Source organism: Pseudoalteromonas sp. T1lg88 (genome assembly GCF_002964765.1).
Classification (GTDB): domain Bacteria; phylum Pseudomonadota; class Gammaproteobacteria; order Enterobacterales; family Alteromonadaceae; genus Pseudoalteromonas.
In genome coordinates this window covers 250607-265300 of record NZ_PQCF01000006.1, presented here as the reverse complement: position 1 = coordinate 265300, position 14694 = coordinate 250607, and the positions used below count along the sequence as shown (strand labels likewise).

The following is a 14694-nucleotide window of genomic DNA, read 5'->3' as shown; positions in this document are numbered from 1 at the left end:
ATGTACATCAAGGCGTAAATGAATATGAGTGAAGTCGCTATTGTAACGGGTGGCAGCAAGGGAATTGGTCTGGCCATTGTAGAAAAGTTAGCAAACCAGGGATATAAAGTTTACAACTTGGATATTGTCACTTCCGATATAGGTGAGTATCGCCATTGTGATGTGCGCGATGTGGCCAGTGTGCAGCGGGTGATCGCTGACATCTGTGAGCGCGAAGAGCGAGTGGATGTCTTGGTCTGCAACGCCGGTATTCACCGCAGTGCCAATATTGAGCAAACCTCTGAGGCCATGCTCGATGAAGTGATTGCCCTGAATATCAAGGGTGCCTTTGCCGCGACGCAATCCGTGTTGCCCTTGATGCGTGAGGCCAAACGAGGTTCTATCGTTTATATTTCTTCCGATCAGGCCTTGGTGGGTAAACGCAATTCCTTCGCCTATAACCTGTCGAAGGCGGCACTGGCCTCAATGACGAAAACCACAGCGCTGGATTATGCCGAGTTTGGCATTCGTGCCAATGCCGTGTGTCCGGGTACCATAGAAACGCCATTGTTCCACAGTGCAATCGACAACTTCTGCGCTAATACAGGTGCCGATAAGGATACCGTGGTGGCCGAGGAGTCGGCACTACAGCCTCTTGGTCGCTTAGGGCAGCCTGAAGATGTGGCCAATCTGGTGGCCTTTTTGGTCAGTGAAGAAGCCAGCTTTATCACCGGCTCCCTGCAGGTGATTGATGGTGGTTATACGGCGCAGTAATGAGTCCGTGGCAGCCTTAATGGAGAAGCCTTTGGCAACACCCATGGCTAAGTCCATGACTACGCCCGTGTTTGATCCCCATGTGCATTTTTTCGCTTATGGCCGTGGGGATTATTATTGGCTTAAACAGCAAGGGCCGCCGTTTTGGCCGCAAAAGCAGTGCATTCAGCGTGACTTCGCCATGGCTGACCTGATACTCGGGCACGGCCTAGAGTTAAAAGGCGTTGCCCATATTGAGGCGGGGTTTGACAATCAACACCCAGCCAAAGAGCTGGACTGGCTGCAAGAGCTGGGCTTTAGAGGCCCGGCAATCAGTTATGCGGCCATAGACCAAGCACCTGAGCAGTTCGCCGCTTCTTTGCAGCGGTTAAAATTCCCCTTGTTACGCGGAATTCGCGATATCACCGAAGGCCTTGATGGAGAGCGCCTGTTAAGCCCTAATGTAGGTAAAAATCTTACCTTGCTTTGTGAGCAGGGCTTGCTTTTTGAGGCCCAGTTTAGTCTGTGTGAGCCCGAGCTAGCGGCCGCTGTGGTGGCCCATGCCAAGGCCAATCCAAGGCTGAATATAGTGATCAATCATGCCGGTTTGGTGACCCCTGCTACCTGGGATACCTGGTTGGAGGGTTTAAGCTTGTGCGCAGGGTGCGACAATATTTATCTTAAGTGTTGCGGCTGGGAAATTACTCACCCGGATGGCGATATAAACTGGCAGCAAAAGGTGATCCGCACAGCAATATTGCACTTGGGCTTCCAACGGGTGATGCTCGCCAGCAATTTCCCCTTATGCTTATTTAAAACCAGCTATCAGCAGCTGTGGCTGGACTATCAAGCCATGGATTTACCCCATTTTAGCGCTCTGGCCTGCGTCAATGCGCAGCGTCTGTACGGCACCGAGACACGGACTCCCGACGCTTAGCACTTCAGATAGATCTCAGGATCTAAATCACGCACATCCACGCTTAAACAATCTGAACGGCGGCAGTAGGTGCTAAGGCACTCCAGCAGTTGGCTGCTCAGTTGCTGCTTTTGCTCGCGAGTGCGCCCAGCCATAATGTAGGCGCATATATGGATAAAGCCGTCCTTACCATCCCCCAATTCATAATGTTGGTAGGCAATGGCACGCGTCTTAATGGTGGCTAGTTCGAATAGGCCGCTGGCATAGGTGGCCTGGTGCACCTTGTCCACTAATACTTGTGGTAACACCGGCAGGTCTTCGGAATGTTCTATGATGATATGGGGCATGGTCACACTCGTTAACATTACATAAGTAGCGCCAGTGAGTAAAAAGACCAATTTTATTAAAACCATGCTCAATCTAACGAGCACTTTTTAATGTAATTGGTATATCTGGTTTAGCACATTTTTAGAAAAATGCCAGTTCCTCTGCGCAAAGCCTATAGAGCCAAGTCTTGGTGCCTTGTTCACCGAGCGTGTGTCGTCGCACCCGGCTGTTATTTTCTATTTGAATTGGTATGCTTGGCGGTAAGAACCTAAGTTGCAATAAAAATGACTATGTTAAGCTGGTTAAAACCTTCGCCTTTACTTGAAGAGCAAGAGCAGCAATGGCTGCTGGATACTTTTTTATGGGCCTATGAACACTTTGATGGTGATTATTTTCGCCAGCAAAGCCAATTGGTCCTGCCCACCAACGCGTTTTTTGCCGGTCAGAGCCATAGCGTGGCGCAAATGGCGGAACAGGTTTTTACCCAGGTAAAACAGTACGCTGGTCTTGAAAAATGGCCCCTGGTGTTGGTCGCACCTGAGCTGAGTCAGCCGCAGCGCTTCCCGCGTATGGAGTTTGCGAATTGTTTACGCGGCCCAGAGGCTCAATTACTGAGTAGTGATGGCCAGGTACAACTCTCATACAACCCGCAACAGATCAATCAGCCACAGGATCTGATTGCCAGCTTTGCGCAGGGTATGGCGCGGGTCATGATTTATCAGGGCGGTCACTTGCCTCCTGGTGGTGAACAATACCTGGATGCCGCCACAGAGGTGGTGGCCAGCTTCTTTGGTTTTGGCGTGATGCTGAGTAACACCGTGTATCAATTCCGCGGCGGTTGCGGCAAGTGTTATAACCCCTATGCCAATCGCTCCAGTGAGCTGTCCGAGCAGCAACAAGTGTTTCTATTGGCGCTGTTTTGTCATATTAAGGGCATAGACAAAGGGGCGGCGCATCTAAAAGGGCACCTGCGCAGCTATTTTAAAAAGGCGACAAAAACATTGCGCGCCTTAGGACAAACCAGTGCCGATCCCTTGTTGCTCTCTCTGCTCACCAAGGAGCAGGCATGAGTTATTGGCCCGAGTTCGCCGCCATAGCCATTGCCCACTTTTTTGCCGTTGCCAGCCCAGGCCCGGACTTTGCCGTGGTACTTAAACACAGCGTCAGTTATGGTCGCGCTAACGGTTTGGCTACCAGTGCCGGGGTGGGTGCCGGGATTCTGGTGCATATCTTTTATTGTTTGCTCGGTGTTGCCTATTGATCTCTCAGGCGCCGACCCTGTTTATGGTGCTGAAATACTTGGCCGCTCTCTACCTTGGTTATTTAGGCGTGCAGGCGCTGCGTAGCAAGCCCGCGGCGGGAGAGTCTGAGCAGGCCCAGCCGCAACCGCAGCTGCATCAGAACTTGCTGGTGGCCTTTCGCCGCGGCTTTTTAACCAATGCCCTGAACCCCAAGGCGACCTTGTTTTTTCTCTCGCTCTTTACCCTGGTAGTATCGGTACAAACGCCAAAAATGGTGCAATTAGGCTATGGTCTCTATATGGCCTTGGCAACCTGGGCCTGGTTTTCTCTGTTGTCGCTGTTGCTTTCTAAGCAGCAGGTTCGGGGCTTTTTTAATGCCAAGGGGTTCTGGTTTGACCGCGCCATCGGCGTGGTGTTAATAGTATTAGCGATTCAGGTGGTGTTGTTATGACACAATATTATTTTGCTTTCGGCTCCAATATGTCGGCGCATCGTCTTGGCGAGCGCTTGCCCGATGCCCGGCGCGTCGGGGTGGCCCATTTACCCGACTATCGTCTGAGCTTCGATATGCTTAGCCTCGACGGCTCGGGAAAGTGCACCATTCACCGTGAAACTGGTGCCAGCGTGTATGGCGTGGTGTGGATACTCGATGTTGAGCAGCAGGAATACCTGCATAAAATCGAGGGGCCGCGTTATGACGTCGCGCATATTGAGGTGACCTTAGTCGACCAGCAAGAGCAGGTCCGAGCCTATTGTTATATCGCCAATACCCTAGATCGGGTGGCCTTGCCGTTCGATTGGTATGTCCAGCATGTGTATCGCGGTGCCCAAGAGGCGAGCTTGCCACAGCACTATATTGCTGAAATCGCCCGCCAAGCCAGTATTGAAGATCTCAATCGCGAGCGGCACCTGAGGGAGATGCAGATCCACTCAGGCCAACCCCAGAAGGGTGACTGTTAGGGCGAAATGGGCGCTGCTGGAAGATCAGGATTCAGAAGTAACTCAAAAGGAATAATAACAATGAAATTTAAAACGCTGCTGCTGTGCAGCGCCGTGTTGCTGGGATTAAATAGCCCGGCGCAAGCCAAGCTGGAAGAACAAAAAATTACCGCTGCCATTGAGCAATCCATGGCCCGTTTTGATGTGCCCGGTATGGCCGTCGCCGTGGTCGCCGAGGGTGACATCGTTTATGCCAAGGGTTTTGGTGTGCGTCATCTCGATACCAAGGAGCCGGTAACCGCCGACACCCTGTTTGGGATAGCTTCAAATACCAAGGCCTTTACCAGTGCGGCCTTGGCCATGCTGGTGGATCAAGGCAAGTTAAACTGGGATGACAAGGTCATTGACCATCTTCCGGAGTTTCGCCTGTATGACGCGTACGCCACGCGCGAGATGACCATCCGCGATCTGCTTAGCCATCGCAGTGGTCTGGGATTGGGACAGGGCGATCTGATGATTTGGCCGGACACGGATAAATCGGTGGACGATATCATCCAGAGCCTGCAGTATTTAAAGCCACAGTCCAGTTTCCGCAGTACCTACGCCTACAATAACCTGATGTTTGTCACCGCCGGTGAGGTGGTCGCCCGTGTAAGCGGCATGAGTTGGCAGGACTTTATCGAGCAAAAGATGCTAATGCCTTTGGGCATGGAGCAGTCACGCGCCGGTTTTTCCCGTATCGCTGAAGACAATAATAACTATGCCACCGGCCATATTCCCTTTAACGGCAAGCTGAACCCCTTCTTCGTCAATTATCTTGAAGACTTCCGTGGTGCCGGTGCCATTGCCTCGAACGTGAAGGAAATGAGTCTGTGGTTGAATACCCAGCTTAACGCCGGGGTTATGGCCAATGGCGAGACCCTGTTTAGCGCCAAGCAGCAAGAGCAAATGTGGCTGCCACATATTAATCGCGCCGTTTCTAAAGCGGCCTTTACGGCGACCAGACAACAGTTCAGTGGCTACGGCTTAGGCTGGTCTATTGTTGATTACCATGGCTATAAACGCGTCGGCCACGGCGGCGGTATTCTTGGCATGGTGTCGCAGGTTTCTCTGCTGCCGGAGAAAAAGCTCGGTGTAGTGGTACTGTCGAATCAGCAGGCCTTTGCAGCGCTTTCGGCGGTGACCGAAGAAATCTTTGAGCAGGCGCTGGAGCTTGAGGATCAAGATTATGTTGAGCGTTTTGCCGAGCGTCATTTTAAAAATAAGGAGCAGGCCTACGCCAATGCCAAGCCGGGTTTAGTCGAAGATTATCAAAGCGCCTTACCGCCTATCTACTATACCGGCACGCTTCATGATGCCTGGTATGGCGACGTGGTTATCGAGCAACTTGATGGCAAGCTGCGCATTGATTTTACTCACACCAAGCGCTTAAAGGGCGAACTGCAGCATCACAGTGGCAACAGCTTTATTGTTAAGTGGGATGAGCCCATGCTCGAAGCGGATGCCTTTATCCACTTTACCCTGAATGAGCAAAATAAGGTAAGCAGCGCCAGGATGCATGCCGTTTCCACCGAGGTCACAGATTTCAGCTTCGACTTCCGCAACCTGGATTTACGTCCGAAGAAGTAGGCCAGTCCTGAAAGCATACAAGCTAACACCAAAGTCGCAGGGTCAAGGCGCTGCGACTTTGTTAAGCTCTTGATTAAAGTGTTTAATGCAGCCAGCTTATGTCCCGTATCGCCGTTATCACTCACCCCGCCTGTCGCCGCCACCAAATGGGCAGCGATCATCCAGACTCGCCCGCTCGCCTGGATGTAATTCAAGACCGCCTGCTTGCCAGTGGCTTAGATTTAGAGCTAGCACAATTACAGGCGCGCAAGGCCGAACGACAGGACTTTCTCAGTGTCCATTCCGAGCAGTTGGTGTCCTTGGTGGAGCAACGCATTCCGGATCTTGGCTATGCGGATCTCGATGGTGATACGCGCTTGTGCCCCGAGTCGTTGCAGGCTATAGAGCGTGCCGTTGGTGCCGGTTTAACGGCCGTGGATGAGGTGTTAGCGGGAAACATAGATGCTGGCTTTTGTGCGGTGCGCCCGCCCGGTCACCATGCCAGCCGAGAGCACAGCGCCGGTTTCTGCGTTTATAACAATCTCGCTATCGCCGTGCGTTATGCGCAGCAGCAAGGGATACAGCGCATTGCCATTTTGGATATAGACGTGCACCACGGCGATGGCACCCAAAGCATTTTTGCCGATGAGCGCAATGTCTTGCTGTGCTCCTTATTTCAAAACCCTCTTTATCCCAACCCCGAGCCGGTCGACAGAGCCAACCTGATCCAATCACCCCTACCACCGGCCAGCGATGGTAATGACTTACGCCGTCTGGTTGAAAGCCAATGGTTACCGGCATTGACCCATTTTGCTCCACAGCTGATCTTTGTATCTGCCGGCTTTGACGGGCATCTGGAAGACGATATGTCGGCACTCAAATTTGTCGAGCAGGATTATGCCTGGTTTAGTCAGCGCCTCGGCGAATTTGCCAAGGCCCATGGGGTGCTGGGCATAGTGTCATTTTTAGAAGGGGGCTACCATTTATCGGCCCTGGCCCGCGGTGTTGAGCATTATCTGCGTGGGCAACTGGCGGCGTATGAAGGGCAATAGCAGCCCGTTACCCATTTAGTCGTCGAGCAAAGGCCAGATCTGACTCTCATCCTGAAGCTGTAACTTAGCCACACAGCAATGTCCCTCGGCGCTTAAATAATCTTGCAGGGCGGTACACAGCAGCGACCATTGACGATCAATGGGCTGGCCCTTGGCATCAAAGTAGTGATGACGGCTATCGAGGACAAAGAGCAGGTGGCCGTTATCCGCGGCTTTAAGCTCACTGGCATCGCTGCACAGGGTGATAAAGTCTGACTCAACGGCCAGTACCGGAAAATCTAAGTTGGGCATATTTTGTCCTAGGTCAGCAGGATAAGGCCGGTACTCATTAGTATCTTTAGGTTACAAGCAGCAGCGCCGAATTTGCTAGGCGCTATAGTCTACCTCAACCTCATAAGCTCCAAACTTACGAATGTTGATTACACCTGTATCAAAGATCAGGTATTGCCCCTTGATGCCGAGCAGCACGCCGCTGACCTTGGGCTCTTTATCAAAATTAAAGGAGCTGATTTTGCTTGGGTAGGTGTCCACTGGGTAGTTGATCTCGACCACCTCTTCGTCCAGCACTTCCACCGCGGTGGCGCCAAACAGTTCGGCCAGTTCATCCAGTTTAGCCTGGATCTGCGGCAAGAGTTCATCGCGGGCGGCAAGCAAGTCCACTTCAACCTGAGTGCCCTTGAGCATATTGCGCCAATTGGTTTTATCGGCAATAAACTCAGCCAAGGCGACTTCCACCAGGCCGGATTGCAGACGAGTCTGCACCCTGATAATAGGCAAGGCCGCCGTGGCGCCCTGATCTATCCAACGGGTTGGGATCTGAGTATGACGGGTAATGCCTACCTTTAGCCCAGAGGTGTTAGCCAGATACACATAGTGGGGGATCATGCAGTTTTCCTCACCCCACTGCGGCTCGCGACAGGTGCCCTGATCATAGTGGCAGGTTTCCGGTTTCATAATGCACATATCGCAGCTGGCAAGCTTACGCATACAGACAAAGCAATGGCCCTGAGAGTAGCTCTTTTTGGTTTTCTTGCCGCAGCTGGAACAGAAGATGTTACCGCTGTAGGTCAGGGTCAGGGTTTTGCCTATCAGCTCATTTAGCGGTAATAGTTCGTCGCCAACGGGAAGCTGGTATTGCACCGCCGGGTTCTGCTCATCACCGAGCTGGGTTTTCATTTTCTTTAGTGTGCCTTGCATATTGCGTCCCAATGGCAAAAGTATGGGCTTATGGTATCAGACCACCGCGGCACTGTCTTCGGCTAGCTGGGTTTGCAGCGATTGGGCGGATAAACTTCAGGCAATAAAAAAGCGAAGCCGGAGCTTCGCTTTCTCAATAGGCCTTTAGCGCCTGATTAGCTTTCGCGAGCAATGGCGCGATAAGCGATATCGGTACGGTACTCAACGCCGTCCCAATCTATGGCTTTTACCAGCTCGTAGGCACGTTGTTGTGCCGCAGTTACGGTTTCACCTAGAGCGGTGGCACAGAGTACGCGACCACCGGCGGTCACTACCTTGTCACCGTCTTGCTTGGTACCGGCGTGGAATACTTTCTCACCTTCCGGGTACTCAACAAGCAGGCCCGAGATGGCGTCGCCTTTAGGGTAGGAGCCTGGGTAGCCTTTGGCTGCAAGAACGACACCTACCGCTGCACGCGGGTCGAACTGAATGTCTGTCTTATCCAGCTCTTCACGGTTAGCAGCTTCAATTAGCTCAACCAAGTCCGACTGTAGACGCAGCATTATAGGCTGAGTTTCAGGGTCGCCAAAGCGGCAGTTGTACTCAATTACCTTAGGCGTGCCGTCTGCAGCAATCATAAGACCGGCGTATAGGAAACCCGTGTAAGGGTGACCTTCCGCGGCCATGCCAGCAACGGTCGGGTTGATCACTTCATTCATGATGCGCTCATGAATTTCCGCAGTTACCACGGGCGCCGGAGAGTAGGCACCCATACCACCGGTATTAGGGCCCTGATCGCCATTATAAGCGCGCTTATGATCCTGACTGGTGGCAAATGGCAATACATTCTTACCGTCGACCATAACGATGAAAGAGGCTTCTTCACCCTCAAGGAACTCTTCGATAACCACGCGGCTACCGGCTTCACCAAAGGCATTACCGGCTAGCATATCGCGTACCGCTTCTTCCGCTTCCGCTTCGGTCATGGCCACGATCACGCCTTTACCTGCCGCCAGGCCATCGGCCTTAACTACGATAGGAGCGCCTTGCTCTTTGATGTACTCAAGCGCTGGCTCAATTTGCTCAAAGGTTTTGTAAAACGCAGTGGGGATATCGTGGCGTGCCAAGAAGTCTTTAGTGAAGGACTTAGAGCCTTCAAGTTGCGCCGCACCTTGCGTTGGGCCGAAAATTGCCAGGCCCTGCTTGCGGAAGGCATCAACAACACCAATAACAAGCGGTGCTTCAGGGCCTACAATAGTCAGTTCAACGTTATTTTCTTTCGCGAACGTGATAAGTGCATCAATATCTTCAACACCAATGGCCACATTTTCTAACTTTGGCTCAAGTGCGGTGCCGGCGTTACCCGGAGCAACAAATACTTTTTCTACTTTGTTTGATTGAGCGGCCTTAAACGCAAGTGCGTGTTCGCGGCCGCCACTGCCAATGACTAGTACATTCATGGCTTATAAATCCTATAGGGGTTTGATGAATTTCAGCGTCATCCGGTCACTTTCGCCGATCGCTTCGTATTTTGCGCGATCTTCTTCACCCAAGCTCAGGCTTGGTGGCAATGTCCACACGCCTTTTGGATGGTTGGCGAAGTCTTTCGGATTGGCATTGATTTCACTTTTCGCAACCAGTTCAAATCCAGCTTCTTGTGCCAGCGCAATCACCCAGCTCTCTTTAACATAACCCGAACGTTTGGCCTTACCGCTATCACGGGTTTCCGGCAAACGGTGATCCACTATACCTAGTACGCCACCGGGTTTAAGGGCGGTATAAAAGGCGCGCATGGCATCTTTCACACCTTGCTCGTCGGCATTCATATACCAGTTATGCAGATTACGGAATGTCAGCACCATATCGGCACTGCCTTCCGGGGCGATATTATGATGGGTGCCGGGGTAAAACTCGGTGAGTCGGATGTCGGAATAGGCACGAGTATTGGCCATCTTTTCCTTAAAGCCAGCCAATGAGCGCTGGTAATACTTCACGTCCGAGTCGGCCGGGAAGTGGGCGGCATACAAGGTGCCTTCGTCTTTAAGTAAAGGAGCGAGAATATCCGTGTACCAACCACCGCCTGGAGAGACTTCAACCACTGTCATATTCGGCTCGATGCCGAAAAAGGTCAGAGTTTCTACCGGGTGACGATATTGATCTCTGGCTTGTGCTTGTGCACTTCTTAGCTCGCCTTGGCTGGCTTCAGTCAGTTGTTCACTGGTGCTGGTGCTTACGCAGGCGCTTAGTGAAAGCGCGATGGCCGCGGTTAGCGCGGTTTTAAAGCCAAATTTCATAATCGAATCCTTGTGATATTTATTATGTGTTAACACAAAATAGCAGATTGATTTGAATAGTCTACGAAAACACGCCAGAGCCTAAATGGCCCTGGCGGTGAGTTTCTTAGTGGCGGAAATGGCGCATACCGGTGAAGACCATTGCCATGCCAGCTTCGTCAGCGGCAGCAATTACTTCTTCATCACGCATTGAACCACCCGGCTGGATCACCGCAGTAATGCCAGCTTCGGCCGCAGCATCGATACCGTCACGGAATGGGAAGAAGGCATCAGAAGCCATAACCGAACCTTTAACCTCAAGGTTCTCATCGGCGGCTTTAATACCGGCGATTTTCGCCGAGTATACGCGGCTCATTTGGCCGGCGCCCACACCGATAGTCATGCCGTCTTTGGCGTATACGATGGCGTTTGATTTAACAAACTTGGCTACTTTCCAGCAGAACATAAGATCTTTCAGTTCTTGCTCGGTCGGTTGACGCTTAGAAACCACTTTAAGGTCGCCCATGGTAACCATGCCTTGGTCACGGTCTTGTACCAGGATACCGCCGTTTACGCGCTTGATATCAACGCCTGTAGTTTGCGCTTGCCATTGACCACACTCAAGTAGGCGCACGTTCTGTTTGGCAGAAACGATTTGTGCCGCTTCTTCGCTGATGCTAGGGGCGATGATCACTTCTACGAACTGACGGGCGATGATGGCTTCTGCGGTATCCGCATCCAATTCACGGTTGAAGGCGATAATGCCACCAAATGCCGATGTTGGGTCGGTTTTAAAGGCACGGTCATAGGCTTCAAGGATGTTTTCACCTACAGACACACCACAAGGGTTTGCGTGCTTAACAATAACACAGGCCGGCGCATCGAATTCTTTTACGCACTCAAGGGCTGCATCGGTGTCGGCGATATTGTTGTAAGACAGCGCCTTACCTTGAATTTGCTTAGCCGTGGCAACCGAGGCTTCTTCAATGTCGTTTTCAACATAGAAGGCCGCATCCTGGTGCGAGTTCTCACCGTAGCGCATGTCTTGCTTCTTGGCGAACTGCATGTTGATGGTGCGTGGGAACTTAGTATCGGTTGCCGCTTCTTCGGTGTAGTCAGGCACCATTTTACCGAAGTAGTTGGCGATCATGCCGTCGTACTGAGCCGTGTGCTCGAATGCGGCAATGGCCAGGTCAAAACGGGTGGCGTGTGAGGTAGAACCTTCATTGGCCTTCATTTCGTCGATAACGCGGCCGTAGTCGGCGGCATTGACGATAATGGTCACGTCTTTGTGGTTTTTCGCCGCGGCACGAACCATGGTTGGGCCACCGATATCTATGTTCTCAATCGCGTCTTCAAGCGAGCAGTCTTCTTTTGCGACCGTTTGTGCGAATGGGTATAGGTTTACAACTACCATGTCGATTGCATCTATGTTGTTTTCAGCCATAACGCCTTCGTCTTGGCCGCGACGGGCTAAGATGCCGCCGTGAATTTTTGGATGCAATGTTTTAACGCGGCCATCCATGATCTCAGGGTGACCGGTGTGATCAGATACTTCAGTTACCTTGATGCCGTTGTCTGCAAGTAGCTTGCAGGTGCCACCGGTAGAAAGAATTTCGACGCCTTGAGCTGCTAGCTCACGAGCGAAGTCAACGATACCCGTTTTATCAGATACGCTCAGGAGCGCGCGACGAATTGGACGATGTGTATCCATGGTAGTTTTTGTTACCTCAGTTGAGTAGATAATCTTGTCTTAGGTAGCACCAGTTATTGGTGAATTCGACCTAGGGGTTAGACAAGGGGTTTGCTTAGAAACCCTATTTTAAACAATGATGATGTTTTTGTATAACACAGTGACCGATGCATCGGTCATTTTCGCGTATGGGCGAAAATAAAAAAGCACCCTAGGGTGCTTTTCGGTGCAGCTCAAGGCTGCGAATAAATTAGTTCATGCCGTACTTTTTCAGCTTCTTACGTAAAGTACCACGGTTGATACCCAGTAAGATGGCTGCACGGGTTTGGTTACCGCGTGTATAGGTCATTACTTCTTCTAGAAGCGGCGCTTCCAGCTCAGAAAGAACAAGTTCATAAACGTCTTGTACGTCCTGGCCGTTAAGCTGCTTAAGGTAGTGGTGAACAGCTTTTTTAACAGCGTCGCGAAGAGGTTGTGGTTTCTCTTGTGACTGAACGTGAGCGTTAGTAATAAAAGGAGAAGTCACATTTTGTTCAAACATCGTTGTATTGTCTCTTTCTTTCTGGATTAGCAATAAGTTTCAAAGTATTCATTCAGTGCATCCACCTGAGTCTCAGGTGTTTCTAGCGCATTAAATACTCGCCTAAACTGACGGTCTTCGTCGTGGGCTTGCAAATACCATCCAACATGCTTTCGAGCAATCCGCGGCCCCATGGCCTCACCGTAGAATTGATGGAGATTGATTAAATGCTCCATCAGAATACTGCGCACCTCGGTAATGGCCGGGGGCGGGAGTATTTCTCCAGTTTTTAAATAATGGTCAATTTCCCGGAAAATCCAGGGGCGACCTTGAGCGGCTCGTCCAATCATGATGGCATCTGCGCCCGTATACTCTAATACCTGTTTCGCCTTTTGCGGTGAGCTGATATCACCGTTGGCAACCACAGGAATCGACACTGAACTCTTGATCGCTTTGATCGTGTCGTATTCGGCATAGCCTTTGTACATACAGGCGCGAGTACGCCCATGTACGGCTAATGACTGAATACCATTGTGTTCAGCAATCGCTGCAATCTCGACGCCGTTGCGGTTGTCCACATCCCAGCCGGTACGGATTTTTAATGTGACGGGCACATCTACCGCTTCCACCACAGCTTTCACTATGGCTTCGACTAAGTCCGGATACTGCAACAAGGCAGAGCCTGCGAGCTTTTTATTCACTTTTTTGGCAGGGCAGCCCATATTGATATCTATGATCTGCGCGCCGTTGGAAACGTTAAACTGCGCCGCTTGCGCCATTAGCTCAGGGTCAGCCCCCGCAATTTGCACGGAGCGAATACCCGATTCGCCGCTATGATCCATACGTCCCATGGATTTGGCGGTTTGCCATACCTTGGGATTGCAAGACAACATTTCAGAGACGGCCAGTCCGGCGCCTAAGCGACGACACAACTGCCGAAAGGGGCGATCTGTGATCCCCGCCATCGGTGCAACCATCAAATTGTTTTCTAACTGGTAAGGACCAATTTGCACAGCGTTACAATTTACCTCGTTTCAAGGGGCGCTAAGTTTACGGTTTTTTGAGGCAAAATCAAAGGCTAGAAATTGAACAAAAGTGCTTTTTTTTTAAACTTTTTGTATTGACATTTTATAACGAGTGAGGGCAATAAGGTTTTTGCCTGTTTTATGAACACCGGCTTGACAGGGCTTATATGGCGGGGTGTTGATGGAGCGTAAACAGTGTAAAAAGAGTGAGAAATGGCCTGCACAGAGACTTTTGTCCACTGTGCAGGGCAGGATCAAAAGCGGTTACTTTTTAATCCCGCTGATCCGCACCCATTCACCTTCCTGGGCTATGGGATCTAGAGTCACTTGATGCTCGTAGCAAGCGGCCACGGATTCGGCTTGTTCTTCAAGTACTCCGGAAAGAGCAAGCTCGCCTCCTGACTTCAACAGGCCAAGAATCACCTCGTTTAACTCGCGTAGCGGCTGGGCAAGAATATTGGCAACGACCACATCGGCTTCAAAGCTCGGCTGATTCTCTGGCAGGTAAACTTCAAGTTGGTCGGCAACGCCATTGCGCTCGGCATTATCGATACTGGCATCGAGTGCTTGCTGATCGATATCTATACCTATAACGCGTGCGGCGCCAAGTTTAATGGCGGCGATACCTAAAATGCCTGAGCCACAGCCGAAGTCGACCACGGTTTTACCGCTTAAATCCAGGCTCTCAAGCCAACGTAAACACAAGGCCGTAGTGGCATGCGTGCCGGTACCGAAGGCCAGACCCGGGTCGAGCATGACGTTGACCGCAGATGGATCCGGTACATCTAACCAGCTTGGGCAAATCCATAGGCGTTCGCCAAACTGAATCGGCTGGAAATTTTTCATCCATTCCCGTTCCCAATCTTTATCTTCCAGCTGTTCTATTTTGTAGTGGAACTGCTCTTGCAGTTCGGGCTGAACCTTAAGGTAGTTGACCACCGCCTGCATATCATGTGTGGCTTCAAACAGGCCGATCACTGTGGTTTCTGCCCAGTATCTTACTTCGCCCGGTTGCGGTTCGAAGATGGGTGTGTCTTTGGTGTCCATAAAGGTGACCGATGGGCAGCCGACATCCATAAGATGGTCACTGATTGCGTCCGCCGTTGATTCGGTGGCACGAATGCGAATTTGAATCCAAGCCATGTTAGTCCCCATGTTGGATGAATATTGTAAATGATACGCAAAGGCCGCT

The 14694-nt window shown here is 51.3% G+C and carries 15 protein-coding genes and 1 pseudogene; 7 read left to right on the top strand and 9 right to left on the bottom strand.

All coding sequences use genetic code 11. The annotated features are described in order from the left end of the window. The first annotated feature begins 24 nt into the window (after positions 1-24). Together C2M34_RS02915 and C2M34_RS02910 are read left to right on the top strand one after the other, a co-directional pair. Positions 25-753 carry an SDR family NAD(P)-dependent oxidoreductase gene (locus C2M34_RS02915; protein ID WP_105199437.1) on the top strand — a complete coding sequence of 243 codons (729 nt, stop codon included), beginning with the start codon at positions 25-27 and terminating at the stop codon, positions 751-753. Then, positions 731-1669, top strand: a complete 939-nt coding sequence (locus C2M34_RS02910) for an amidohydrolase family protein (RefSeq protein ID WP_105258018.1) — start codon at positions 731-733, stop codon at positions 1667-1669. Before C2M34_RS02915 ends, C2M34_RS02910 begins: the two co-directional genes overlap by 23 nt. Here the strand turns inward: C2M34_RS02910 and C2M34_RS02905 are convergent. Next, complete coding sequence (locus C2M34_RS02905) at positions 1666-1995, bottom strand: 5-carboxymethyl-2-hydroxymuconate Delta-isomerase (RefSeq protein WP_105199755.1); 330 nt, start codon at positions 1993-1995, stop codon at positions 1666-1668. The two genes, C2M34_RS02910 and C2M34_RS02905, sit on opposite strands and share 4 nt — an antisense overlap. Positions 1996-2265: 270 nt before the next feature. Here C2M34_RS02905 and C2M34_RS02900 point away from each other — a divergent pair, with 270 nt between their 5' ends. The 5 genes and pseudogenes from C2M34_RS02900 to C2M34_RS02880 all read left to right on the top strand — a co-directional run bounded on the left by C2M34_RS02900 (position 2266) and on the right by C2M34_RS02880 (position 6815). Then, a complete protein-coding gene (locus C2M34_RS02900; protein ID WP_105213506.1) occupies positions 2266-3045 on the top strand; it encodes a hypothetical protein in 780 nt (259 codons plus the stop codon). Beyond that, positions 3042-3667: pseudogene (locus C2M34_RS02895) on the top strand (LysE family transporter). The gene C2M34_RS02900 and the pseudogene C2M34_RS02895 overlap by 4 nt, the downstream one beginning before the upstream one ends. Further along, positions 3664-4176, top strand: coding sequence for a gamma-glutamylcyclotransferase family protein (locus C2M34_RS02890; protein WP_105258017.1), 513 nt, complete (start codon positions 3664-3666; stop codon positions 4174-4176). The pseudogene C2M34_RS02895 and the gene C2M34_RS02890 overlap by 4 nt, the downstream one beginning before the upstream one ends. A gap of 60 nt (positions 4177-4236) precedes the next feature. Next, positions 4237-5784, top strand: a complete 1548-nt coding sequence (locus C2M34_RS02885) for a serine hydrolase (protein WP_105258016.1) — start codon at positions 4237-4239, stop codon at positions 5782-5784. Between the two features lie 98 nt (positions 5785-5882). Next, positions 5883-6815 carry a histone deacetylase family protein gene (locus tag C2M34_RS02880; RefSeq protein ID WP_105258015.1) on the top strand — a complete coding sequence of 311 codons (933 nt, stop codon included), beginning with the start codon at positions 5883-5885 and terminating at the stop codon, positions 6813-6815. A gap of 15 nt (positions 6816-6830) precedes the next feature. On the opposite strand, the gene C2M34_RS02875 is transcribed toward C2M34_RS02880, so the two are convergent. From C2M34_RS02875 to prmA, 8 genes are all read right to left on the bottom strand, one after another. Beyond that, complete coding sequence (locus C2M34_RS02875; protein ID WP_105258014.1) at positions 6831-7106, bottom strand: hypothetical protein; 276 nt, start codon at positions 7104-7106, stop codon at positions 6831-6833. Positions 7107-7181: 75 nt separating this feature from the next. After that, entirely contained in the window at positions 7182-8012 is an 831-nt protein-coding gene (locus C2M34_RS02870) for a DUF2797 domain-containing protein (RefSeq protein WP_105258013.1), read from the bottom strand. A gap of 155 nt (positions 8013-8167) precedes the next feature. Beyond that, positions 8168-9451 carry a phosphoribosylamine--glycine ligase gene (gene purD, locus C2M34_RS02865; RefSeq protein ID WP_105258012.1) on the bottom strand — a complete coding sequence of 428 codons (1284 nt, stop codon included), beginning with the start codon at positions 9449-9451 and terminating at the stop codon, positions 8168-8170. A gap of 12 nt (positions 9452-9463) precedes the next feature. Further along, positions 9464-10285, bottom strand: coding sequence for a class I SAM-dependent methyltransferase (locus C2M34_RS02860; RefSeq protein WP_105199446.1), 822 nt, complete (start codon positions 10283-10285; stop codon positions 9464-9466). A gap of 106 nt (positions 10286-10391) precedes the next feature. Beyond that, positions 10392-11978: a bifunctional phosphoribosylaminoimidazolecarboxamide formyltransferase/IMP cyclohydrolase gene (purH, locus tag C2M34_RS02855; protein WP_105258011.1), complete on the bottom strand. Its 1587-nt coding sequence runs from the start codon at positions 11976-11978 to the stop codon at positions 10392-10394. Positions 11979-12207: 229 nt separating this feature from the next. Then, entirely contained in the window at positions 12208-12498 is a 291-nt protein-coding gene (fis, locus tag C2M34_RS02850) for a DNA-binding transcriptional regulator Fis (RefSeq protein WP_010374122.1), read from the bottom strand. Between the two features lie 26 nt (positions 12499-12524). After that, on the bottom strand, positions 12525-13490 hold the full coding sequence (gene dusB, locus C2M34_RS02845; protein ID WP_105199448.1) for a tRNA dihydrouridine synthase DusB: 966 nt from the start codon (positions 13488-13490) through the stop codon (positions 12525-12527). Between the two features lie 276 nt (positions 13491-13766). Further along, the gene (prmA, locus tag C2M34_RS02840) at positions 13767-14645 is read right to left on the bottom strand and encodes a 50S ribosomal protein L11 methyltransferase (RefSeq protein WP_105258010.1); all 879 of its coding nucleotides are present in this window, start codon (positions 14643-14645) and stop codon (positions 13767-13769) included. Between the last annotated feature and the right edge of the window lie 49 nt (positions 14646-14694).

Coding starts and splice junctions, on each gene's coding strand:
- fis (WP_010374122.1), bottom strand. CDS start 12,498: ATGTTTGAACAAAATGTGACTTCTCCTTTTATTACTAACGCTCACGTT.
- C2M34_RS02860 (WP_105199446.1), bottom strand. CDS start 10,285: ATGAAATTTGGCTTTAAAACCGCGCTAACCGCGGCCATCGCGCTTTCA.
- C2M34_RS02900 (WP_105213506.1), top strand. CDS start 2,266: ATGTTAAGCTGGTTAAAACCTTCGCCTTTACTTGAAGAGCAAGAGCAG.
- C2M34_RS02875 (WP_105258014.1), bottom strand. CDS start 7,106: ATGCCCAACTTAGATTTTCCGGTACTGGCCGTTGAGTCAGACTTTATC.
- C2M34_RS02885 (WP_105258016.1), top strand. CDS start 4,237: ATGAAATTTAAAACGCTGCTGCTGTGCAGCGCCGTGTTGCTGGGATTA.
- C2M34_RS02910 (WP_105258018.1), top strand. CDS start 731: ATGGTGGTTATACGGCGCAGTAATGAGTCCGTGGCAGCCTTAATGGAG.
- purH (WP_105258011.1), bottom strand. CDS start 11,978: ATGGATACACATCGTCCAATTCGTCGCGCGCTCCTGAGCGTATCTGAT.
- C2M34_RS02880 (WP_105258015.1), top strand. CDS start 5,883: ATGTCCCGTATCGCCGTTATCACTCACCCCGCCTGTCGCCGCCACCAA.
- C2M34_RS02890 (WP_105258017.1), top strand. CDS start 3,664: ATGACACAATATTATTTTGCTTTCGGCTCCAATATGTCGGCGCATCGT.
- C2M34_RS02870 (WP_105258013.1), bottom strand. CDS start 8,012: ATGCAAGGCACACTAAAGAAAATGAAAACCCAGCTCGGTGATGAGCAG.
- C2M34_RS02915 (WP_105199437.1), top strand. CDS start 25: ATGAGTGAAGTCGCTATTGTAACGGGTGGCAGCAAGGGAATTGGTCTG.
- purD (WP_105258012.1), bottom strand. CDS start 9,451: ATGAATGTACTAGTCATTGGCAGTGGCGGCCGCGAACACGCACTTGCG.
- prmA (WP_105258010.1), bottom strand. CDS start 14,645: ATGGCTTGGATTCAAATTCGCATTCGTGCCACCGAATCAACGGCGGAC.
- C2M34_RS02905 (WP_105199755.1), bottom strand. CDS start 1,995: ATGCCCCATATCATCATAGAACATTCCGAAGACCTGCCGGTGTTACCA.